Origin of the sequence: Mycobacterium sp. (genome assembly GCF_044370595.1) — a bacterium.
Taxonomy (GTDB): domain Bacteria; phylum Actinomycetota; class Actinomycetes; order Mycobacteriales; family Mycobacteriaceae; genus Mycobacterium.
Genome location: NZ_JBILVF010000023.1, coordinates 1 through 23,925 on the forward strand (window position 1 = coordinate 1; position 23,925 = coordinate 23,925).

General features: G+C 68.6%; 11 protein-coding genes. 6 read left to right on the forward strand and 5 right to left on the reverse strand.

The window, feature by feature from the left end; genetic code table 11:
• Nucleotides 1–58: 58 nt before the first annotated feature.
• Both dprE2 and ADBZ5N_RS05425 read left to right on the forward strand, forming a co-directional pair.
• The gene (gene dprE2 / locus ADBZ5N_RS05420; protein ID WP_526256478.1) at nucleotides 59–820 is read left to right on the forward strand and encodes a decaprenylphospho-beta-D-erythro-pentofuranosid-2-ulose 2-reductase; all 762 of its coding nucleotides are present in this window, start codon (nucleotides 59–61) and stop codon (nucleotides 818–820) included.
• Nucleotides 821–835: 15 nt separating this feature from the next.
• Nucleotides 836–2,746, forward strand: a complete 1,911-nt coding sequence (locus ADBZ5N_RS05425; RefSeq protein ID WP_526256479.1) for an arabinofuranosyltransferase — start codon at nucleotides 836–838, stop codon at nucleotides 2,744–2,746.
• A 71-nt stretch (nucleotides 2,747–2,817) separates the two neighbouring features.
• Here the strand turns inward: ADBZ5N_RS05425 and ADBZ5N_RS05430 are convergent, their stop codons facing one another.
• Complete coding sequence (locus tag ADBZ5N_RS05430; RefSeq protein ID WP_526256463.1) at nucleotides 2,818–3,207, reverse strand: type II toxin-antitoxin system VapC family toxin; 390 nt, start codon at nucleotides 3,205–3,207, stop codon at nucleotides 2,818–2,820.
• On the reverse strand, nucleotides 3,194–3,439 hold the full coding sequence (locus ADBZ5N_RS05435) for a hypothetical protein (protein WP_526256464.1): 246 nt from the start codon (nucleotides 3,437–3,439) through the stop codon (nucleotides 3,194–3,196). The genes ADBZ5N_RS05430 and ADBZ5N_RS05435 overlap by 14 nt, the downstream gene beginning before the upstream one ends.
• Before the next feature lie 26 nt (nucleotides 3,440–3,465).
• On the opposite strand from ADBZ5N_RS05435, the gene ADBZ5N_RS05440 reads away from it, so the two are divergent.
• From ADBZ5N_RS05440 to ADBZ5N_RS05450, 3 genes are read left to right on the forward strand one after another with little or no spacing between them, the layout of a single operon-like run.
• A complete protein-coding gene (locus ADBZ5N_RS05440; protein WP_526256465.1) occupies nucleotides 3,466–6,600 on the forward strand; it encodes an arabinosyltransferase domain-containing protein in 3,135 nt (1,044 codons plus the stop codon).
• Between the two features lie 25 nt (nucleotides 6,601–6,625).
• Entirely contained in the window at nucleotides 6,626–9,883 is a 3,258-nt protein-coding gene (locus tag ADBZ5N_RS05445; protein WP_526256466.1) for an arabinosyltransferase domain-containing protein, read from the forward strand.
• Nucleotides 9,880–13,128 (forward strand): arabinosyltransferase domain-containing protein, encoded by a 3,249-nt coding sequence (locus tag ADBZ5N_RS05450; protein ID WP_526256467.1) that lies wholly within the window; start codon nucleotides 9,880–9,882, stop codon nucleotides 13,126–13,128. Before ADBZ5N_RS05445 ends, ADBZ5N_RS05450 begins: the two co-directional genes overlap by 4 nt.
• A 255-nt stretch (nucleotides 13,129–13,383) precedes the next feature.
• Here the strand turns inward: ADBZ5N_RS05450 and ADBZ5N_RS05455 are convergent, their stop codons facing one another.
• The 3 genes from ADBZ5N_RS05455 to ADBZ5N_RS05465 form a co-directional block, all read right to left on the reverse strand.
• Nucleotides 13,384–15,423 (reverse strand): glucose PTS transporter subunit IIA, encoded by a 2,040-nt coding sequence (locus ADBZ5N_RS05455; RefSeq protein WP_526256468.1) that lies wholly within the window; start codon nucleotides 15,421–15,423, stop codon nucleotides 13,384–13,386.
• Between the two features lie 106 nt (nucleotides 15,424–15,529).
• Nucleotides 15,530–16,744, reverse strand: a complete 1,215-nt coding sequence (locus ADBZ5N_RS05460; RefSeq protein ID WP_526256469.1) for a serine/threonine-protein kinase — start codon at nucleotides 16,742–16,744, stop codon at nucleotides 15,530–15,532.
• A 10-nt stretch (nucleotides 16,745–16,754) separates the two neighbouring features.
• The gene (locus tag ADBZ5N_RS05465; RefSeq protein ID WP_526256470.1) at nucleotides 16,755–17,465 is read right to left on the reverse strand and encodes an SCO6745 family protein; all 711 of its coding nucleotides are present in this window, start codon (nucleotides 17,463–17,465) and stop codon (nucleotides 16,755–16,757) included.
• A 222-nt stretch (nucleotides 17,466–17,687) separates the two neighbouring features.
• Here ADBZ5N_RS05465 and pks2 point away from each other — a divergent pair, with 222 nt between their 5' ends.
• Complete coding sequence (gene pks2, locus ADBZ5N_RS05470; RefSeq protein WP_526256471.1) at nucleotides 17,688–23,924, forward strand: sulfolipid-1 biosynthesis phthioceranic/hydroxyphthioceranic acid synthase; 6,237 nt, start codon at nucleotides 17,688–17,690, stop codon at nucleotides 23,922–23,924.
• Nucleotide 23,925 lies beyond the last annotated feature (1 nt).

Below are 23,925 nucleotides of genomic sequence, written 5' to 3' on the forward strand. Positions count from 1 at the left end.
GCAGGGTGGATCCGCACGGGGTGTTCACCTCGGATATGGCCCGACGTTTGGAGTTGCTGTGATTGACGCAGTGGGGAACCCACAGTCCATTCTGCTACTCGGCGGCACCTCCGAGATCGGGCTGGCGATCTGCGAGCGCTACCTGCGCGACGCCCCGGCCCGGATCATCCTGGCCGCGCTTCCCGACGATCCCGGCCGGGAGGCCGCCGCCGCGCAGATGACCCGGGCCGGCGCGAAGTCGGTGACCCTGGTGGACTTCGACGCCGTGGACACCGCCAGCCATCCGGCGGTGATCGACGAGTGCTTCTCCGATGGGGACGTCGATGTCGCGATCGTGGCGTTCGGCTTGCTCGGGGATGCCGAGGAGTTGTGGCAGAACCAGCGCAAGGCGGTGCAGATCGCCGAGATCAACTACACCGCAGCGGTTTCGGTGGGTGTCCTGCTCGGCGAGAAGATGCGCGGGCAGGGCTTCGGGCGGATCATCGCGATGAGTTCGGCTGCCGGCGAACGGGTGCGCCGGTCCAACTTCGTCTACGGCTCCACCAAAGCCGGATTGGACGGCTTCTACCTCGGTCTCGGCGAGGCGTTACGGCCGCACGGCGTCAACGTGCTGGTGATCCGTCCCGGCCAGGTGCGTACCCGGATGAGCGCGCACGTCAAGGAAGCACCATTGACGGTCGACAAGGAATACGTCGCCGATCTCGCCGTCACGGCGTCGGCCAAGGGCAAGGATTTGGTCTGGGCACCAGGGGCCTTCCGCTACGTCATGATGGTGCTGCGGCACATCCCGCGTCCCATCTTCCGCAAGCTGCCGATCTAGCCGGCCGTGAGGGCGGTGCGCAACGGCGTCTCGGTCGCCGGTCAGATGGCGCTGGCGGCGGTGCTCGCCGCCCTGGTGGCCGCGGTTGCGCTGGAGGCGATCTCGCGGGTCGAGTGGCCGGCATTCCCGTCGTCGAACCAATTGCACGCCCTGACCACCGCCGGACAGGTGGCCTGTCTGCTGGGCCTGGTGGCGGTCGGGGCGCTGTGGCGACTGCGTCACGGCATGAGGTGGCTGGCGCAGATCGCCGCCCCGGTGCTGCTGTCGGCGTTCGTGGTGGTGACCCTCGGCATGCCGCTGGGCGCGACCAAGCTGTACCTGTTCGGCATCTCGGTGGATCAGCAGTTCCGCACCGAGTACCTGACCAGGCTGACCGACAGTCCGGCGCTTCGGGATATGACCTACGCGGGATTGCCGCCGTTCTACCCGCCGGGCTGGTTCTGGCTGGGCGGGCGGGCTGCAGCGCTGACCGGCACCCCGGCGTGGGAGATGTACAAACCGTGGTCGATCATCTCGCTGGCGATCACCGTCGCGGTGGCATTTGCGCTGTGGGCGGCCATGATCCGCTTCGAGTATGCGCTGGCGGTCACCACCGCCACCGCCGCGGTCACGCTGGCCTACGCCTCACCCGAACCCTACGCCGCCATCATCACCGTGCTGATCCCGCCGGTGCTGGTGCTGGCCTGGTCCGGGCTGCGGGGACATTCGCGCGGCGGGGGCTGGGCGGCCGTTGTCGGCGTCGGGCTGTTCCTGGGGTTCGCCGCCACCTTCTACACCCTGCTACTGGCTTACACCGCGTTCGCCGTGACGATCATGGCGATCGTGGCGGCGGTGGTGCGCCGCAGCGTCGGTCCGCTACTGCGATTGGTCGTCATGGCAGTGCTCGCGGCGAGTGTCGCGGCAATCACCTGGCTGCCGTTCCTGATTCGGGCGGCGCGCGGCCCGCTGGCCGATACCGGCGTCGCCCAGCACTACCTGCCCGGCGACGGTGCGGTGCTGACCTTCCCGATGCTGCAGTTCTCGCTGCTCGGTGCGCTGTGCATGCTGGGCACGGTGTGGCTGGCCTGGCGGAGCTTCGGCGGGCAGGAGCGAAGCGAGCCGGGAAAGAGGTCGGGGTCCGTTCGCGCCGCGGCGCTGGGTCTGGGCGTGCTGTCGCTGTACGCCTGGTCGCTGCTGTCGATGCTGACCACGCTGGCCGGGACCACGCTGTTGTCGTTCCGGCTGCAGCCGACGCTGTCGGTGCTGCTGTCGGCGGCGGGGGTGTTCGGCTTCATCGAAGTGGTGCGGGCGGCCGCAGCGCGGTGGAACCGGCGGATCATCCCGGTTTCCCTCGCCATCGGCCTGATCGGGGCGATCGGTTTCAGCCAGGACATACCGCACGTCCTGCGTCCCGACATCACCGTGGCCTACACCGACACCGACGGCAACGGCCAGCGCGGGGACCGTCGTCCCCCCGGCGCGGAGAAGTACTACGCGGACGTAGACGAGGCGATCCTGGAAGCCACCGGCAAGCCGCGCGATGAGACCGTGGTGATGACGGCGGACTACAGCTTCCTGTCCTTCTATCCCTACTTCGCGTTCCAGGGACTGACCTCGCACTATGCCAACCCGCTCGCCGAGTTCGACAAGCGCGCCGCGGCCATCGAGTCCTGGGGCGAGATCAGCGACTCGGACGAATTCGCCAAGGCCCTCGATACGCTGCCCTGGCCGGCGCCGACGGTGTTTCTGATGCGCCGCGGCGGGGCGGCCGGCTCCGCCGACACTTACACCCTGCGCCTGGCCGAGGACGTCTACCCCAACCAGCCCAACGTGCGGCGCTACACCGTGGATCTGCCGGCCAAGCTGTTCAGCGACGAGCACTTCACGATGAAGACCATCGGGCCGTTCGTGCTGGCGGTGCGCAACGACGCTGGGGGCGCAGGCTAGGGCGCGCATCGAGTCTGCGTCAGGATCGTCGTTTCGGCCGAAATCGCGATCTGAGCGCAGAATCGATGCGGTTACAGCACCTCAATGTCGCACCTGATGCCGTGGGCGCGGGCAAGCCGGGCGTCGAGGGTCAACAGCGGCGCTTCGAACGCCTCAGCCACCGCGATATAGAAGGCGTCCCAACCGCGCACCGAATCCCGCAGTTCCCAGGCACGGTCGAGCAGCCATCGGTTCCCTATCCGCTCTCCAGGCCAGTCGCGCAGGTCGGCAACCGCCTGCCCCGCAGCCGTCCCATCAAGGAGGCCTCGCAGGTAGTGGGCGCGGATCACGCCGAGCACCTCGACGTCGATCACCTGCGGTGCCATCTGATCGGCGTCTGCGGCAAGTCGCGCGGCGATCTCCCCTGCCCGCGGAGTGTCGGCAACAACCTCGAAAAGACAAGATGCGTCAACGACGAGCATCGGGCCACTCGCCCCGCCACTCGTCCAGCGTGGTCAACACCTCCGCCGTGGAGACCGACGATGGGCGGCGCCCGATCCTCGACAGCCATTCGGCCATCGACGGCCGGGACGCCAGGCGGGCCGCCTCGCGGCGCAGAAGTTCAGGCACCGTCACGCCCTCTTCGGCGGCACGGCGGACAAGGGCCGCATAGACATCGTCGTCAATGTCGCGAATCTGCACTGTCTTAGGCACTGATGCATCGTAACATGCAGATACGCATGAATGCTGGCCCTGGCGTGGAAATCAGCTACCGGCAACTAGCATCAAGCCCCGTGACGCAGACCGGGGCGAACGTCCGCACCGCTCGTGTGGTCGCCGCCGTCGCGGGCCTGCTCGGAACCCTGCTGGCAATCCTGACGCCGTTCCTTCCGGTCAAGCAGACCACCGCGGAACTGAACTGGCCGCAGGGCGACACCCTGTCGAGCGTCACCGCACCGCTGATCGGTTATGTGCCAATCGATTTGACGATCAGCGTGCCCTGCCGCGCGGCGGCGGGACTCAATGGCGACAAGACGACCTTGCTGTCCACGGTGCCCACGCAGGCGGAGAAAGCCGTCGACCGCGGTCTGCTGATCCAGCGCGCCGGCGACGACCTCGTGGTGGTGATTCGCAACACCGCGGTGGTCTCCGCACCGATGAGCGACGTGCTCAGCCCGGCCTGCCGGGAACTGACCGTCAGCGCCGACGCCGGGATGGTGACCGGTGAATTCGTCGGCCTCAGCGGGAAGTCCGGTGACCCGCTGCGCGGCGAACGCGCCGGGGACCTGCGGCCGCAGATCGTCGGCGTCTTCACCGACCTGACCGGCCCCGCGCCACCGGGTCTGAGATTCTCGGCGACCGTCGACACCCGCTACAGCACCTCCCCCACCCCGCTGAAACTGGCGGTGATGCTGCTGGGCCTGGCCCTGACCGTCGCCGCACTGATCGCCCTGCACATCCTGGATGGCGCCGACGGCATCCGGAACCGCCGAGTCCTGCCCGCCCGGTGGTGGTCACTGCGCCCCCTGGACGGCGTGGTGGCCGGCGTTCTGGTGTGGTGGCACTTCGTCGGCGCCAACACCTCCGACGACGGCTACATCCTGACCATGGCGCGGGTGTCGGAGAACGCCGGCTACATGGCCAACTACTACCGCTGGTTCGGCACCCCGGAGTCGCCGTTCGGGTGGTACTACGACCTGCTGGCGCTGTGGGCACACGTCTCGACCGCCAGCATCTGGATGCGGCTGCCCACTCTGGCCATGGCGCTGGCGTGCTGGTGGCTGATCAGCCGTGAGGTGATTCCGCGCCTGGGCGTGGCGGTCAAGCACAGCCCGGCGGCGGCCTGGACCGCTGCGGGACTGTTCCTCGCGTTCTGGCTCCCGCTGAACAACGGCCTGCGGCCCGAACCGATCATCGCGCTGGGCATTCTGGCGACCTGGTGTGCGGTGGAGCGCGGGGTGGCCACCAGTCGACTGCTGCCGGTGGCGATCGCCTGCATCCTCGGGGCGCTGACCCTGTTCTCCGGGCCGACAGGCGTGGCCTCGATCGGCGCGCTGCTGGTGGCGGTCGGGCCGCTGCTGACCATCGTGCGCGGCCGCTCCCGCCAATTCGGGCTGCTGCCACTGCTCGCGCCCATCGCCGCGGCCGCCACGATGACGGTGATCCTGATATTCCGCGATCAGACGTTCGCCTCGGTCGCCCAGGCCAGCGCGTTGAAGCGGACGGTGGGACCGAGTCTGACCTGGTTCGACGAGCACATCCGCTACGCCCGGCTGTTCCTGACCACCCCGGACGGCGCTATCGCCCGACGGTTCGCGGTGCTGGCGCTGATCCTCGCGCTGGTGGTCGCGGTGGCAATGATGTTGCGCCGCAGCCACATTCCCGGCACCGCCACCGGCCCGAGCCGTCGCATCGTCGGCGTCACCGTCATCTGCTTCCTGGCGATGATGCTCACCCCCACCAAGTGGACCCACCACTTCGGGGTGTTCGCCGGACTCGCCGGTGCGATCGGCGCGCTAGCCGCCGTCGCCGTCAGCGCGCACGTGCTCGGCTCGCGGCGCAACCGGGCGGTGTTCGCCGCGGCGGCGCTGTTCGTGACGGCGCTGTCCTTCGCCAGTGTCAACGGCTGGTGGTACGTCGCCGGGTTCGGGGTGCCGTGGGCAGACCGGATGCCGGAGTTCCGGCTCGGCGTCAGCACGGTACTGCTGGGGTTGACGATCCTCGCGCTACTGGTGGCTGCCTGGTACCACTTCTCCGACCGAGACGACCGCGTGTCGGGGCGGCTGACCGGGTCGCCGCTGGCGGTGCTGGCCTGGCTGCTGGTGATCTTCGAGGTCGGGTCGCTGACCATGGGCATGGTCAACCAGTACCCGGCGTTCTCGGTCGGACGGTCGAACCTGCAGGCGCTCACCGGCAAGACCTGCGGGTTGGCCGATGACGTCCTGGTCGAATCCGCCCCCGGGAAACTGCGTCCGGCCGGCGGCACGGTGGTTGCGGGAGGCTTTTCTGGCACCGGAGTTCCGGCTGACGTCGCCGCGGATCCGGTCACCGAACCGCCGGCGGGCGGCAACCTGCTCGACGAAGAGGACGACGCCGCGCCGGTCGGCGCAGCTCGGGTCAGGCTGCCCTTCGGACTGGACCCGGCCACCCCGGTATGGGGCAGTTGGCGGGCCGGGGTGCAACAGCCCGCCCGGCTGCGCACTGAGTGGTACCGGCTGCCCGCCCGCGACTCCGCACCACTGCTGGTGGTCTCAGCCGCTGGCCGGTTCGGCGCCGGCGCGGTCACCGTCGAGTGGGCCACCGATGCCGGCGACGGTGAAGCCGGCGGCTCGGTGTCACTGTCCGACATCGGTCCTGCCCCGGGGTGGCGGAACCTGCGGGTACCGCTGGCCGCGGTCCCGCCGGAGGCCACCGTGGTCCGGGTGGTCGCCGTCGACGACGATCTGGCCCCGTCGCGCTGGATCGCCGTCGCGCCGCCGCGAGTCCCGGCCCTGCGCACACTGCAGCAGGAGGTCGGAAGCTCCGATCCGGTGCTGCTGGACTGGCTGGTGGGCCTGGCGTTCCCCTGCCAGCGGCCGTTCGGGCACGGCCACGGGGTGACCGAGGCGCCCAAGTGGCGGATCCTGCCGAACCAGTTCGACACCGAAGCCAACTCCCCGGTGATGGACAACCTCGGCGGCGGCCCGTTGGGTATCACCGAACTGCTGTTCCGGGCCGCCACGGTGCCCACCTACCTGCGCGACGACTGGTCCCGAGACTGGGGCGCCCTGCAGCGGCTGACCGTGTTGGACCCGGGCGCCATCCCGGCCCGGCTTGACCTCAGTACCGCCACCCGCAGCGGGTTGTGGAGCCCCGCACCGCTGCGCCCGGCGTAGCCCCCGTCGCCTACGATCGACGCTCGTGCCCAGCCAGAGAGTGCAATCCACCCGGATCGCTCGGCTCGTCGCCATCCTGGCGGGCTTGGCAGGCATTCTGCTGTGCGGGCTGACCCCGCTGCTGCCGGTCACCCAGAGCACCGCCACGATCCTGTGGCCCCAGAACGGTGCCGTCGGCGACATCACCGCCCCGTTGGTCTCCGGAGCCCCGGCTTCCCTGGACGCCGTCATCCCCTGCACGGCGGTGGCCGGACTGCCGGACAGCGGCGGGGTGCTGCTGTCCACCAACCCCGCCAACGGCATCGACGCCACCCGCAACGGCCTGTTCGTCCGGGCCAACACCGACTCGGTGCTGGTGGCCTTCCGCGACACGGTGGCCGCGGTCGCGCCGCGGGCGGCGGTCGCCGCCGGGGAGTGCAGCGAGATACGGGTGTGGGCCAACCCCGGCGTGGTCGGGGCGGACTTCGTCGGCATCCCAGGGGCGACAGGCACCCTCCCGCCGGATAAGAAGCCTCAGGTGACCGGGGTCTTCACCGACCTCACCGAGAAGTCCATCCCGGGGTTGTCGGCCCGCATCGACGTCGACACCCGGTTCATCACCCGGCCCACCCCACTCAAGCTGGCCGCGATGGTGGCCGGGGTGCTGTGCGTGATCGCCTCGATCGCGGCGTTGGCGGTGCTCGACCGCGGGTGGGCGGTACGGCGGATCGCGGGTTTCCGACGTCGCCGGTGGCGGCACTGGCCGGCCGACCTCGGTGTGATCGGCACCCTGCTGGTCTGGCATGTCCTCGGCCCGCTGTCCTCCGACGACGGCTACAACGTCACCATCGCCCGCATCGCCGACGAAGCGGGCTACAACACCAATTACTTCCGCTACTTCGGCGCCAGCGAGGCGCCGTTCGACTGGTATCAATCGGTGCTGGCGCGACTGGCCGCCGTCAGCGCCGACAGCGTCTGGATGCGGCTTCCCGCGCTCGTCGCGGGCATCGCCAGTTGGTTGATCATCAGCCATGCGGTGCTGCCACGGCTGGGGCCGGCCCGCGGCGGACTGGCCGGGAACCGGATTGCCGTGGCAACCGCCGGGGCACTGTTCCTCGCTGCCTGGCTGCCGTTCAACAATGGCCTTCGCCCTGAGCCGCTGATCGCCGTCGGCGTGCTGGCGGTGTGGATGCTGGTGGAGCGAACCATCGCGACCGGCCGGCTTATGCCCGTCGCACTGGCGGTAGTAGTAGCGGTGTTCAGCGTGACGCTGGCGCCGCAGGGTTTGATCGCCATCGCCCCGCTGCTGGTGGGGGCGCGCTCTATCGTCCGCATCATCGGTCTCCGCCGCCCCCGCGACGGGGCGCTGGCCCCGATGGCCGCTCTTATGGCAGCCCTGTCGGTGTTCTTCGTGGTGGTGTTCCGAGACCAGACCCTGGCAACCGTCGCGGAGTCGGTGCGGATCAAATACGTTGTCGGCCCGACGATCCCGTGGTACCAGGATTTCCTGCGCTATTACTTCCTGACCGTGGAGGAACAACCGGAGGCATCGCTGACCCGACGGTTCGCCGTGCTGGTGATGTTGCTGTGCATGTTCGGGATGCTGGTGACGTTACTGCGCAAAGGCCGGGTTCCCGGGTTGGCCCGCGGACCGATGTGGAGGCTGATCGGCGCCACTGCGGTGGGCCTGCTGCTGCTGACCTTCACCCCAACCAAGTGGGCAGTGCAATTCGGCGCGTTCGCCGGTCTGACCGCAGCACTGGGTGGCGTGACGGCATTCGCCTTCTCCACTTTCGGTCTGCACAGCCGTCGAAATCTCGCCCTGTATGTCACCGCTTTGTTGTTCGTCGTGGCCTGGGCGACCTCGGGCTTCAACGGATGGTTCGACGTGGGCAACTACGGGGTGCCCTGGTACGACCGTCCGCCAGTCCTGCTGCACCGCCCGGTGACGTCAATGTTCCTGGTGCTGGCCATGATCACCGCGCTGATCGCGGGCTGGCTGCACTTCCGGATCGACTACGCCGGCCACACCGAGGTGGCCGACACCCGCCGCAACCGGTTGTTGGCGGCAACCCCTCTGCTGGCGTTGTCGCTGATCATGGTGCTGCTGTCGGTCGGGTCGATGGCCAAGGCCTTCGCCCAGCGCTATCCCGCCTACACCACCGGCAAGGCGAACCTGTCGGCGTTGACGTCGGGTCTGTCCACGACCAGTTGCGCGATGGCCGACGAGGTCCTGGTCGAGGCCGACACCAACTCCGGAATGCTCGAACCCTCCCCCGGCCAGAAGTGGGGCAAGTACGGCCCGCTAGGCGGGGAGAGTCCGATCGGCTTCACCCCCAACGGAGTCAGCGACAGTCTCGACCCGGTCGCCCCGTTCATCGCCAACCCGGGCACCGTCAACTCCGACGGCTCACCGAACAAGGCGAGCTTTGGCATCGGCTTCTCCGGCGGCACCGGCGGCGGCTACGGCCCCGTCGGGGTGAACGGCTCGCGGGTCTTCCTACCCTTCGGCCTCGATCCCAAGACCACCCCCGTGATGGGCAGCTACAAGCAGAACACCGTGGCGGCCAAGGCCACGTCCGCGTGGTACGAACTGCCGCCCCGTTCCCCCGACCGCCCGTTGATCACCGTCGCCGCTGCCGGGGCGATCTGGTACTACGACGACGAGGGCGAGTTCCATTACGGCCAGTCCCTGAAACTGCAGTGGGGTGTGCGCAATCCGGATGGGACGTTCACGGCGCTGGACAAGATGTATCCCATCGACACCCAGGAGCAATTGGCCTGGCGCAACTTGCGTTTCCCGCTGGCCGACGCACCGCCCGAGGCGAACGTGGCGCGCATCGTCGCCGACGATCCGAACCTGTCCATCGAGCAGTGGTTCGGGTTCACTCCGCCGCGGGCGCCGATCCTGCGGACCGCTCAGGATTACATCGGCAGCCAGACCCCGGTGCTGATGGACATCGCCAGCGCCGCGCACTTCCCCTGCCAGCAGCCCTTCGCCCAGCGCCTAGGCATCGCCGAGGTGCCGCAGTACCGGATCCGGCCCAACCTCAAGCAGGTCGTGGTGTCGTCGAACATGTGGCAGACCGCCCGATCGGGCGGGCCATTCCTGTTCATCCAGGCCCTGCTGAGCACCACCACCGTGCCGACCTATCTGCGCGACGACTGGTACCGAGACTGGGGCGAGATCGAGCGCTACATCCGGCGGGTGCCGGCCGCACAGTCACCCGACGCCGTCGTCGCGGAGGGTTCCATGCGGGTATTCGGGTGGAGCCGCAACGGACCGATTAGAGCCCTCCCATGACACAGGTTGTCCCCACCAGCGCCCGCGAGTCCGTCGACGAGGTGAAGGTGACCAGGATGGTCGCCATCGCCGCCGGCCTGCTGGGGTTCGTGCTCGCCGTATTGACCCCGTTGTTGCCGGTGGTGCAGACCACCGCGACGTTGAACTGGCCGCAGAACGGGCAGCTGAAAAACGTCACCGCGCCGTTGATTTCGCTGACACCGGTGTCGATGAACGCCACGGTGCCCTGCGAGGCGATCCGGGAGATGCCGGCCAAAGGCGGGATGGTTTTCGGCTTGGCGCCGCAGAAAGCCAAGGACGCCAGTCTGAATTCGTTGTTCGTGACGGTGGACGCCGAACGCGTGGACATCACCGACCGCAACGTGGTGATCGCCAGTGTGCCGCGCGCGAAGGTCGAGGCGCCTGGCTGTCAGCGGATCGAGATCACCTCCACCGACGCGGGGACGTTCGCCACGTTCATCGGGGTGGCGCCGGATCCCGACGATGAGGCCGAGCAGGACGAAGACTCCCCACAGACCGGGTATGACGATCTGCGCAGCGGCTTCAAGGATCCCAACCTGCGACCGGGGATTGTCGGGGTGTTCACCGACCTGACCGGCCCGGCCCCGCCGGGACTGTCGGTCTCGGCCACCATCGACACCCGGTTCACCACCCGCCCGACGGCGTTGAAACTCGCCGCGATGCTGCTGGCGATCGCCGCCACCGTGGTGGCCGTCGTCGCGCTGTGGCGTCTGGACCGCCTTGACGGACACCGGATGCACCGGTGGATACCGCAACGCTGGCGTCGGTTCACCTCCGTAGACCTCACGGTGATCGTGGCGTTCCTGGTCTGGTACGTCATCGGCGCCAACTCCTCCGACGACGGATACATCCTCGGCATGGCCCGGGTCGCCGACCAGGCCGGTTACATGTCGAATTACTTCCGCTGGTTCGGGGTCTCGGAGGATCCGTTCGGCTGGTACTACAACGTGCTCGCGCTGATGACCCATGTCAGCACCGCCAGCATCTGGATACGGCTGCCGGATCTGGTGTGCGGGTTCATCTGCTGGCTGCTGCTGTCCCGTGAGGTGCTGCCGCGGTTGGGGCCCGCGGTGGCCGCCAGTCGGCCGGCCTTGTGGGCGGCCGGCCTGGTTCTGTTGGCGGCGTGGATGCCCTTCGACAACGGCCTGCGGCCGGAGGGGCAGATCACCACCGGAGCGCTGATCACCTACGTGCTGATCGAACGGGCCATCACCTCGGGCCGGCTGACCCCTTTTGCCCTGGCCATCATTACCGCCGCGTTCACCCTCGGCATCCAACCGACCGGGCTGATCGCGGTCGCCGCGCTGATCGCCGGTGGCCGGCCGATCCTTCGGATCCTGATGCGCCGCCGCGCCGTGGTGGGCACCTGGCCGCTGGTGGCACCCCTGTTGGCCGCCGGCACCGTCATTCTGACCGTGGTGTTCGCCGACCAGACCCTGGCCACCGTCCTGGAGGCCACCCGAATCCGCACCGAGATCGGCCCGAGCCAGGAGTGGTATACCGAGAACCTGCGGTACTTCTACCTGATCCTGCCCACCGTGGACGGGTCGTTGTCGCGCCGGTTCGGCTTCCTGATCACCGCTTTGTCGCTGTTCATTTCGATGTTCATCATGTTGCGGCGCAAGCGGGTTCCGGGTGTTGCGCGCGGTCCGGCCTGGCGGTTGATGGGCGTCATCTTCGCGACCATGTTCACCTTGATGTTCACCCCCACCAAGTGGGTGCACCATTTCGGGTTGTTCGCCGCCGTCGGAGCCGCGGTGGCCGCCCTGGCGACCGTGCTGGTCTCCCCGTCGGTGCTGCGCTGGTCGCGTAACCGGATGACCGTCGTCACCGCGGTGTTGTTCCTGCTGGCACTGACCTTCGCCACCACCAACGGCTGGTGGTACGTGTCCAGCTACGGGATCCCGTTCAACAACTCGATTCCCGAGTTCGGCGGAATCAGCGTCAGCGCAGTGTTTTTGGGGCTGTTCGTACTGTCTGCTCTCTACACCGGGTGGCTGCACGTCACCGCCCGCCGGCATGGCGAGGGCCGGATCACCCGCGGGATCACGGCGGCACCGATCCCGGTGGCAGCCGGGTTCATGGTGGTGGTGTTCTTCGCGTCGATGATCACCGGCATCATCCGGCAGTACCCCACCTACTCCAACGGACTGGCCAACGTCCGGGCTTTCGCAGGCGGCTGCGGGTTGGCCGACAACGTGCTCGTCGAACCCGATCCCAATGCCGGATTCCTGACGCCGGTGCCCGGCGACTACGGCCCGCTGGGCGCCTTGGGCGGGGAGAAGCCAGTCGGCTTCAGCGCCAACGGCGTACCGGAAAAGATTGTGGCCGAGGCAATTCGGGTTAACAACCCGACGCCCGGTATAGACCGGGACTGGGAGGGGCCGTTCAAGCTCAGCAAGCCCGGTGTCAACGGCTCCCGGATTCCGTTGCCGTACAAGCTTGATCCCGCGCGGGTGCCGATGGCTGGCAGTTACGCCGACACCGGCCAGCAGGAGAGCCTGCTGACCTCGGCCTGGTATCAGCTGCCGCCCAATGACGAGAGCCGTCCGTTGGTGGTGGTGACCGCGGCCGGGACCATCGCCGGGAACAGTGTGCTCAATTCGTTCACCGACGGCCAGACCGTGAAGTTGGAGTACGGGCGGCCCGGCCCGGACGGGGTTGTGGCCGCCGGCAGGGTGATGCCGTATGACCTGGGACCGGCGCCGTCGTGGCGCAATCTGCGCTTCCCGCGGTCGCAGATTCCGGCGGACGCCACCGCGGTTCGCATTGTGGCCGAGGACAAGTCGCTGTCGCTGGGCGATTGGGTTGCGGTGACGCCGCCGCGGGTGCCGGAGTTGCAGACTGTTCAGGAGTACGTCGGCTCCACCCAGCCGGTGCTGATGGACTGGGCTGTGGGACTTGCCTTCCCCTGCCAGCAGCCGATGCTGCACTCCAACGGGGTGACTCAGGTGCCGGAGTTCCGGATCACCCCGGACTACCTGGCCAAGAAGAACGACACCGACAGCTGGCAGGACGGTCGCAACGGCGGCCTGCTGGGCATCAGCGATCTGTTGCTGCGGGCGCACGTGATGGCGACCTACCTGTCGGAGGACTGGGGCCGGGACTGGGGATCACTGCGTAAGTTCGACACCATCGTCGACGCCACTCCGGCGGAACTCGAGTTGGGCAGCGCGGTTCGCAGTGGGCTGTGGAAGCCCGGCGAGATCCGGATCAAGGCGTAGTCGGGCCGCGCCGCCTCACGGTATGCGTGTTCGCTGAGCAGTGTTGACACCGAGCGGCGATACGGCGAACTGCCGCGCTCTGCGGGTTTGCGATCCAACTCGGCGGGGAACGGGACCCAGTTTCCTGTTGTTTCCGCGGTGAGAAACGCCCGGTGGCGTCCGACCGCCATCGATGAGGAGTTCTCGTTCGCCCTGGGCACCACGTCGAGGAATGGGGGACGGCGGAGGGACCAACATCGACACACCGCCAGGCGGTTACAGGCCGGCTTCGGCGGGCTGCGGCGCAGGCTGGACCGTCATGATCGGCGCACCCGCCGCCACCTCGCCGGCGTCGGCCATCTCGACCGAACCGAACTTCTTGGCGTTGAGCACGATGATCGGGGTGATCAGCGGGTATCCGGCAGCCTCGATGACCTTGCGGTCGAAGGTCACCAACGGGGTTCCGGCCGTCACGCGATCGCCCTTGGCCACATGCACGTCGAAACCCTCACCTTTGAGCTTCACCGTGTCCAGGCCGACGTGGATGAGGATCTCCACGCCGGAGTCCAGGAGAATCCCGTAGGCGTGACCGGTGGGCTGGGCGGCGATCACAGTTCCCGACCCCGGGGCGTAGGCGGTGTCCCCGGAGGGTTCCACCGCGATGCCCGGGCCCATGATGCCCTTGCCGAACACCGGGTCGGGCACGTCGCTGAGCGCAACCACCGTTCCCGCCAGCGGCGAGAGGATCTCGGTGCTGACCCCGGCGTCCCCGGCGGCCTTGGTGGCAGCGGCGGCGACGAGGGTGTCGGGGCTGGCCTCACCCATCGGGCCCTCCAGATCGGCGACCGACACCCCGGCGGCGGCGGCCGCGGCGGCCTGCTCGGGAGTGCGGTAGCCGGAGAGGATCACCAGGATCATCGAGGTGAAGAATGCCGCGGTGATAGCCGCCGCGTACAGGCCCATGTTGCTGAACGCCGGGATGGTCAGCAGCGAGGTGAACACGAAGGCCTTGGTGGTCACACCGCCGCCGAGCCCGATGATCACGCCGCCTACCAGGCAGCCGACCAGCATTCGTGGGTAGATCCTCTTGAACCGCAAGTGAATTCCGTACAGCGACGGTTCGGAGATGCCGCCGAGCAGACCGGCCGCCAAACCACCCATGGCGGTCTGGCGCATCTGCTTGTCCCGCTCGCGCCAGGCCAGGAACAGCACGCCGGCTGTGGCGCCGAAGCAGGCGAAGTTCCACGCGCCCATCGGCCCCTGGATGAAGTCGTAGCCCAGGGTTTGGATGTTGATCAACATGATCGCGTTGATGGGCCAGTGCAGGCCCAGTGGCACCATGAACGGGTAGGCCAGCGGGATGAGGATCGCGAAGATCAGCGGCGAGAAATCGTTGACGGACTTGAGGAATCCGCCGAGCGCGGCACCGGTGTAGACACCGAGCGGGCCGATCAGGAACGCCGTCAGCGGGATCATGATCAGCATCGACAGGAACGGCACGAAGATCAACTGCACGTTCTCGGGGATGACCCGCTTCAAGAATTTGTACAAAGGTCCCAGTACCGCCGCCATCAGCAGTGGCGGGAATACCTGCGAGCTGTAGTTGAAGATCGTCAGCGGCAATCCGAGAACCTGCACGACGTCGACCTGGGAGCCGAACACTGTCTTGGGCTCGGTGAAGTCCTTCATCGCGGCGAAGCCGGGCAGCATGACGACGGCCATGATGGCGAAGCCGACCCAGGGGTCGGCGCCGAGTTTCTTGGCGGCGTTGTAGGCGACCATCAGGGGCAGGAACACGAACACGCTCTGCCAGCACAGGTTGATGAACTGCCAGGTCGGCGACAGCTGACTGGCCTCGCGTGGATCAGCCCAGTTGGGGATGACGTTCAGGGTGCTCATCAGGGCCATGAAGGTGATGAACAGCGACGCGCCGAGCAGCGCACCGAGGATCGGGCGGAACGAGTCGGACAGGAATTCGAAGAACGAGTCCAGCCAGGCGAACTTGCCTCGCGGACCCTTGGCCCTGGCTGCGGCCTTGATCGCAGCGGCATCGTCGCCGCCGGCTCCGCCGCCCATCCCTGGCAGGCCCTTGATCTCGTTGTAGACGGTTTGCACTCCGCCGCCGATGACCACCTGGTAGCGGTTGCCGGCCTGGGGAACGGCGCCCATGACCCCCGAAATGGACTCCAGCGCCGACTGATCGACCCCGGAGGAGTCGTTAAGCGTGAACCGCAACCGGGTGGCACAGTGCGAGAGGTTCTCGATGTTCCCCGCGCCGCCAAGCTTGGCGACGATCTCTGCTGCCGTATCCGACATTGGTTCCAACCCTCCACGAAGCGCCTCAAGCCAGTCCAGGTCGAGGTGAGTGGATGTTATCGACGTTGCAGTCCGGCCGGATCCGAATTGCCGCGCAATCGCCGGATTAGGGCACCGCCGCCGGAGCGGCAGGCGCAGGCGGCGCGGATGTCGCGGTGCGCAGCCGCTCCGGTTGCAACGACCAGACGGTCTGGTCTTCGGTTGAGTCCAGCCGGGCGCAGTAGGCCGGCGTTCCCGATTCGGTGACCGCCGCGGCTCCCAGTACTGCGCAGTCGGCGCCGATCAGCACCACCGGCAGATCCATCCGCGCGGACACCGCGGGCGGTGGCGGCGCGGTGGGCGCGGGGTCGGCCGTCGGGGTCCGATCCCTGCCGAACATGACGAACGCCGCCGCGGTCGCGCCGAGGAGTACCAGGCCGCCCAGGCCGACCGCGGCCCAGCGGCGCCGGTCACCGACCTTCTCGGGCCTCTCGTGACGACCAGATCCGGCCGCTGAGCCCAGGGCCCGTTGCATCGCCTGGGCGAAGTCGCGGCACTGCGGGTAACGATCGCCGGGCTTCTTGGCCATAGCCTTGGCGAACACCGGCCCGAAGGCGCCGAGGTCGGGGCGGTAGGTGCCGATCGCGGGCGGCTCGGCGCCGATGTGCTGACCGATCACCACGGCCGGGTTGGTGTTGTCGAACGGCGCGGCCCCGGTCATCAGGTGAAAGGCCGTTGCCGCCAGGGCGTACTGGTCGGCGCGGCCGTCAAGGGGTTGGCCGGTCAACTGCTCGGGCGAGGCATAGGTGACGGTGCCGACTGTCGTCTCGGTTCCGGTCAGATCGCTGGACTGGCTCACCCAACGGGCGACGCCGAAGTCGGCGAGCATAATCGAATCCTCCTCGCCCAGTAGGATGTTGGCCGGTTTGATATCCCGATGCAGCACACCGCGGCCGTGGGCGAAGTCCAGTGCCTCAGCGACCGCCGTCACGATGCGCACCACCTGGTCGGCGGGGATGCCGCCACGGGACCTCTCGGACATCAGCCGGTAGGCGTCGGTCCCGTCGACGAATTCCATCGAGATCCACAGTTGACCGTCGCACTCGCCGCGGTCGTGGATCGTGACGATCTTGGGGTGGCGCAGCATCGCCACCATCTCGGCTTCCTGATTGAACCGCTGCCGATACTCCGCGTCATGGCTCACGGTGGTGCCGAGCACCTTCAGCGCGTCACGTCTGGGCAGTCGGGGATGCTCGGCGAGGTACACCTCACCCATCCCACCGCTGCCCAGCGTGCGCAGGATCGTGTAGCCGGCGAAGTTCTGTCCGTCAGCAAGCGGCATGGCCGGCAGCCTAAGCCGGGACGGCGGCCTTCAACGACGCCAGCGCGGCCGCGCTGAGCCTCGCCAGTTCGGCGATCTGGTCGCCGTCCAGGGCCGCCTCCATCAGTTCGGTCATCCGGCCGTTCGTCGCCGCCTCCACCTCGGCGTAACGCTCCTTCTTGTCCGCGCCGTCGGCGAAGGGCTCCGGCCAGCCGAACATCCGGGTGTAGTTCTCGTCGTGACCGAGCATGTGCGCTTCGACGGGGGTGACACCGGAGGCAGTGAGAAGATTGAGGTGCACGTCGCCGCGAAGCTCCCGCAGGACGAACATCACCTGTGCGGCGCGGGCCGGGGCGTCCTCGGCGAGCGGCATCGCCCGCCAGCCGGCGAACATCGGCAGCCCGGCGGTCGGGGTCGCGGCGATCACCTTCTCGCCGAGCTCGGCGATGCGGTCCAGACCCTCGGCGGCGGCCAGATACTTTCTGCCGAACTCGGCCAGCTGCTCCCGGTACACCGAGGCCGCCCCGGCCGCCCCGCGCACCGCGATCCCCTCCTCCCACAGCGCTGCGGTCATGGCGGGCTCAAAGATCGCAAACACCGCCGCGACCGTGGCACCGGTCGCGTCGCCCAGCACTCCGCCGCGACCGGCGACATACCCGGCGAGCGGGTTGGCGTACCCGGCCGCCACACTCCCGGCGAACGTCTCGGGGTGCAGCATGAAGACACCGATGGCCTCACCCATGGAGGCACCTGCACTGCTGACTGCTTCGCAAACCGATGATTCGGCCACGTCCGGCTCCTCAGGTCTGACCCGGCCGCCCCGTCGCCACCGGCTGGGCTCATGCTACGGACTGACCGATGCCCTGATCGGCGGGATGGTCTCTGGGCTAGCCTAGATACGGCGCGCCTTCATCGTGTGGATGCTTGGCCCCTGGGAACATCCCGAGACTGAAGGGCCCGTTGAGTGGCTGATCACGAGGTCACGGCGGTCGCGGTGATCGGAATGGCATGCCGCCTGCCGGGCGGTATCGACTCCCCCGAGCAATTCTGGGCGGCACTGGTGGCCGGCGACGATCTGGTCACCGAGGTACCGGCCGACCGCTGGGATGTCGACGAGTTCTACGACCCCGAACGCGGCGTTCCGGGCCGCACAGTGTCCCGGTGGGGTGCGTTCCTCGACGATATCGCCGGGTTCGACGCCGCATTCTTCGGCCTCGACGACGCCAAGGCCACCGCGATCGACCCGCAGCACCGCCTGCTGATGGAGACCTCGTGGGAGGCCATCGAGCAAGCCGGCATCAACCCGGCATCTCTGGCCGGCACCCTCACCGGCGTGTATTTCGGGATCTCCCACGACGACCACACCTCGGTGGCCCTCGACGCCGGCGTCTACGGCTACACCGAGACCGCGGCCTGTATGGCCTCCGGTCGGGTGGCCTATGTCCTCAACGTCAACGGTCCGGCGTTGACGGCCGACACCGCCTGCTCCTCAGGACTGCTGGCCGTGCACATGGCGGCCCGCAGCCTGGTCACCGGCGAGAGTGATCTCGCACTGGCCGGCGGGTGCGAGGTGATGCGCGAGCCGCGCAAGAACTTCTGGGCCTCCGCACAGGGCATGCTCTCCCCCACCGGTCGATGCAAACCGTTCGACGAGGCGGCCGACGGCTTCGTCCGCTCCGAGGGTTGCGCTGTCGTCCTGCTGAAACGGCTCTCCGACGCCCAGCGCGACGGTGACCGGATTCTCGCCGTCGTGCGGGGCACGGCGGCCAACTCGGACGGCCGAACCCGCAACATCGCCACTCCGTCGCTGGAAGCCCAGGTGTCGGCCTGCCGGTCCGCGCTGACATTCTCCGGTGTCGACCCCGACACCATCGGGGCGATCGAGGCCCACGGCACCGGCACCCCGGTCGGTGATCCGATCGAATTCGGCAGTCTGGCAACGGTTTACGCCACCGAAGCCCCGGTACTCCTGGGTTCGGCGAAGTCGAATCTGGGCCATGCCGAGGCGGCGGCGGGAGCCATCGGCTTCATGAAGGCTGTCCTGGAGCTACAGCACGGTGTCGTCCCGCCGATGGTGCATTTCCATCGCCTGCCCGATTCCCTGGCGGCGATCGACACCGGTCTTGTTGTGCCACAGGCAGTTACGCCGTGGCCGGCCGGTCACGGCGATCTCCGCCGCATCGCGGTGTCCTCCTACGGGGTCTCCGGCACCAACGTCCACGCCATCGTGGAGCAGGCTCCGACGACCGGCCACCTGACCGCTGACGCCGCCACCACCGGCCCGAGACTGTTCCTGCTGTCCTCGACATCCCCTGAGGAACTACGGAGCACTGCGGCCCGGATCGCCGAATGGGTTGAGCACCAGCCGACTCCGGTTTCGCTGCCGGACTTGAGCTACACCCTCGCCCGACGTCGCGGTCACCGAACCATCCGCACCGGTGTGATCGCGGACAACCTCGAGAAGCTGCTCGCCGGCCTGCGGGAGGTCGCCGCCAGCGACACCCCGTACCCGGCGAAGGTCGGACAGGACGACCGCGGTCCGGTCTGGGTGTTCTCCGGCCAGGGTTCGCAATGGGCCGCCATGGGTGCTGAGTTGCTGGCGGCCGAACCGGTGTTCGCCGCGACCGTGGCCCGTATCGAGCCGCTCATCGCCCGGGAGGCCGGGTTCTCGGTGACCGAGGCCATGTCGGCACCGGACACCGTGACCGGTATCGACAAGGTCCAGCCGACGTTGTTCGCCATGCAGGTCGGCATGGCCGAGACGATGGCGGCCAAGGGGGTCCGGCCGGGCGCGGTGATCGGGCACTCCATGGGCGAGGTGGCCGCGGCGGTGGTGGCCGGTGCGCTGTCGATCGAGGACGGCGTCCGCGTCATCTGCCGCCGATCTCGACTTCTCGCCGAACTGTCCGGCTCGGGGGCGATGGCATCGGTGGAACTGCCCGAGGAGACCGTCCGAAACGAACTGGCCAGCCGCGGTATCGACAACGTCGTCGTCGCCGTCGTCACCTCACCGCAGACGACGGTCATCGGCGGGGACACCGCGACGGTTCGGGAACTCGTCGCCCAGTGGGAACAGCGCGGCGTCATGGCCCGGGAGGTGGCCGTCGACGTCGCCTCGCACTCACCGCAGGTGGATCCGATCCTGGCCGACCTGGCCGAGGCACTGGCGGAGCTGGCGCCCGGCGAGGCGACCGTCCCGTTCTACTCCGCGACCCGGCCCGAGCCGCGCGCGGTGCCGCCGTGTGACGCCCAGTACTGGGTGGACAACCTGCGTCAGATGGTCCGCTTCTCCGCGGCGGTTGCGGCCGCCCTGGAGGACGGCCACCGCGTCTTTGTCGAGCTCTCCCCGCACCCACTGCTGACCCGCGCCGTCGAACAGGTCGCGGAGGGCATCGAGACGCCGGTGGCCGCGCTGGCCGGACTGCGACGCGAACAGCCGCTGCGGTCCGGGCTGCTGGGCAACGTTGCGGACCTGCATTCCGCCGGGGCGGCGGTGGACTTCGCCGCGCTGTTCCCCGCCGGTGATCTGCTCGACGTGCCGCTGCCGTCGTGGACCCATCACCACCTGCTGATCGATCGCGGCGCCGGTGCCGGTGCCGGACAGCAACACCGGATCGCGGTGCATCCGCTACTGGGCGCCCATGTCCGGTTGATCGAGGAGCCCGAACGGCACGCCTGGCAGTCCGACGTCGGCACCGACGCGGTGCCGTGGCTGGCCGACCACAGAGTCCACGATGTGGCCGCGCTGCCCGGTGCCGCCTACTGCGAGATGGCGCTGCACGCGGCCGGGCAGATGTTCCCCGACGGCTCCGCCGTTGGTGATATCCGGTTCGAAGACCTGCTGCTTCTCGACGAGCACACCGACCTCACCGCCGTCGCAGCACTGGACGCACCGGGACTGGCGTCGATGCGCATCCAGACCGATGACGACGGCGAGACCACCCTCCGGGCAACCGCGTCCCTGTACGGCGCGGCGGTGCAACGGCCGGCCGGCCGGGATATCGCCGCCCTGCTTGGCGCGCACCCGAACACTCTGAGCGGCAACGAGATCCGTCAGGTGCTTGCAGCCCGCGGTATCGACTTCGGTCCGGCCTTCACGGGCCTGGTCACCGTGCACACTGGCACCGATCCCGCCACCTTGGTCGGTGAGATCAGCGCACCGGCGGGCATCCGCGCCCAGCAGTCCGAGTACACCGTTCACCCGGCGGTTCTCGATGCGTGCTTCCAGACCCTGGGCGCGCACTTCGTCAACGACGGCCAGGACGGCGCCCTGATGCTGCCGCTGAGTGTGGGAACGCTGCACGAGTTCGGCTCCGGCCGCGACGCGCGCTACTGCATCGCCACCATCACCAAAGCCGACGCCACCGAGATCGAGGCGGATCTTGCGATCCTCGACGAACACGGCGAGGCCGTCCTGAACGTCGCCGGACTTCGGATGGGCAGCGGGACCACCAAAGCGGCCGAGCGCGAGCGCGTCATGGCCGAACGGCTGCTCACCGTCGAGTGGGAACAGCGGCAGCCGCCGGTCGCCGAGCCCGCCGACGCCGGCGAGTGGCTGGTGATCACCGCCGTCGATGCCGGTGAGCTCTCCGATCTGCCGGAGGCGCTGACCGCCGCCGGGGCCCGGTGCCGAAGGATCGTGCTGGGCTCCGAGGGCACCGTTGCGGCAGGGGAACTCACCGCCGGACAGCCTGCCGGCGTGGTGGTCGTCACCGCGCCGGCCACCGGGGAGCCTGATGCCGGTTGCCTGTCCCGGGGACGTGAACTCGTCGAACACCTGGTGCACATCGCCCGCACTCTGGCCGGCATCGACACCCGGCCGCCCCGGCTCTACGTGATTACCCGCAACGCCCAGGACGTGACACCGCACGATCGGGTCAATCTGGATCAGGGCGGCCTGCGCGGGCTGCTGCGGGTGATCGGTTCCGAGCAGCCCTCGCTTCGACCCACCCAGATCGATGTCGACGCCCGCACCTCGGCCGAGGACGTGGTGTCCGAACTGCTCAGCGGCTCGGACGAGGACGAGACGGCGTGGCGCGAGTGCGCGTGGTTCGTGGCCCGGTTGCAGCAGAGCCCGTTTGGTCCAGACGAGCGCCGAACCGCTGCACTGGATCCCGAGCAGGACGGGATTCAGCTGAAGGTACGCAGCCCCGGCGACCTGCAGACGCTGGAGATGATCGCCGCAGAACGGAACGCTCCCGGGGCCGGGCAGATCGAGGTCGCGGTGGCCGCGTCGAGTATCAACTTCGCCGACGTGCTGGCCGCTTTCGGGCGTTACCCCGCCTATGACGGCAAGCAGCCCGAACTCGGTCTGGATTTCGCCGGTGTGGTTACCGCGGTCGGAACCGGCGTCACCGGGCACAAGGTGGGCGACCGGGTCGCCGGTGTGCGGCCCGGGGGGACCTGGGGCAGTTTCGTCACCTGCGATGCGCGGTTGGTGGCGCCGCTCCCGGAAAACCTGACCACCGAGGCGGCCGCCGCGGTGGCGACCGGCTACGCCACCGCCTGGTTCGGGTTGCAGGACCTGGCCCGGATCGGTCCGGGCGAGAAGGTGCTGATTCACTCGGCGACCGGCGGGGTCGGGCAGGCCGCGATCGCGATCGCACGCCAGGCCGGGGCCGAGATCTTCGCGACGGCCGGCAGCCCAGGTCGGCGGCAGCTGCTGCGGGATATCGGAATCGAACACGTCTATGACTCCCGCTCAACGGAATTCGCCGACGAGATCCGGCGCGACACCGACGGCTACGGCGTCGATGTGGTGCTGAACTCGCTGATCGGTCCGGCCCAACGCGCCGGGATCGAGTTACTCGCCTTCGGCGGGCGCTTCGTGGAGATCGGCAAGCGGGATGTCTACGAGCACACCCGGGTGGACCTCTATCCGTTCCGGCGCAACCTGGCGTTCTTCTACGCCGACCTGGCACTGATGACCCTGACCGATCCGGAGCGCAGCGGTGCGCTGCTGCGCAAGGTCTACCAACTCGTCGGCGACGGTTCCCTGCCGGTGCCCGAGCACACCACCTACCCGATGGCCGAGGCCGCGAGTGCGATTCGCGCGATCAGCGCCGCCGAACACACCGGCAAGCTGGTGCTGACAGTTCCCCGCGGCGACAAGGTGCCCGTCGTGCTGCCCCCGGCCCGCGTCGGGGTCTTTCGCCCCGACGGGTCCTATATCGTCACCGGCGGCATGGGCGGACTGGGGCTGTTCCTGGCCGCCGCGATGGCCTCTGCGGGCTGCGGCCGGATCGTACTCACCTCACGTTCCGCGCCGAATGCGCAGGCGGAGAAGACAATTGCGCGGCTGAAGGCCAACGGGGCCGACATCGTGGTGGAATGCGGCAATATCGCCGAGCCCGAGACGGCGGGACGACTGGTCGCCGCGGCGACCGCCACCGGCCTGCCGCTGCGGGGCGTCCTGCACGCCGCGGCCGTCGTCGATGACGCAACGCTGGAGAACATCACCGACGAGCTGATCGAACGTGATTGGGCGCCAAAGGTTTACGGCGCGTGGAATCTCCACCACGCGACGGCGGGCCAGCCGCTGGACTGGTTCTGCAGCTTCTCCTCCGCCGCAGTGCTGCTCGGCTCACCCGGGCAGGGTGCCTACGCGGCCGCCAACAGCTGGCTGGATGCCTTCACCGCGTGGCAACGTCGGCAGGGTGTTCCGGCCATGTCGATCGCCTGGGGCGCCTGGGCCGACATCGGCGCCGGCGCGGGAGTGGCACAGCGCGGGAGTGTGACGATGATCAGGCCCGAGGACGGCGCGTATGCGTTCCGGGCACTGCTGCGGCACGATCGCGGATACGCCGGCTATCTGCCGGTACGCGGTATGCCCCTGCTGTCCGCCCTGGCCGCTCGCAGCCCGTTCGCGGAGGCATTCGGTTCCGCGGCAGGTGTGAACGCGGCCGAAACACCGAGCGTGCTGGCCGAACTCGCCGCGCTGCCCGCCGACGAACGGCCGAGCCGGTTGCGGCGGCTGGTCACCGACCAGGCCGGCCTGATCCTGCGCCGCGCGATCGACCCCGACCGATCGTTCGCCGAACACGGGCTGGATTCGCTGGGAATGCTGGAGTTGCGCACCTCCATCGAAACCCAGACCGGCGTCCGGCTCAGCCCCAAAACCATCGCCGCTCACAACACCGCACGCACCCTGGCGACCCATCTCAGCGAGACGCTGGAGCAGGAGCCCCCGCCGCAGCGCTGAG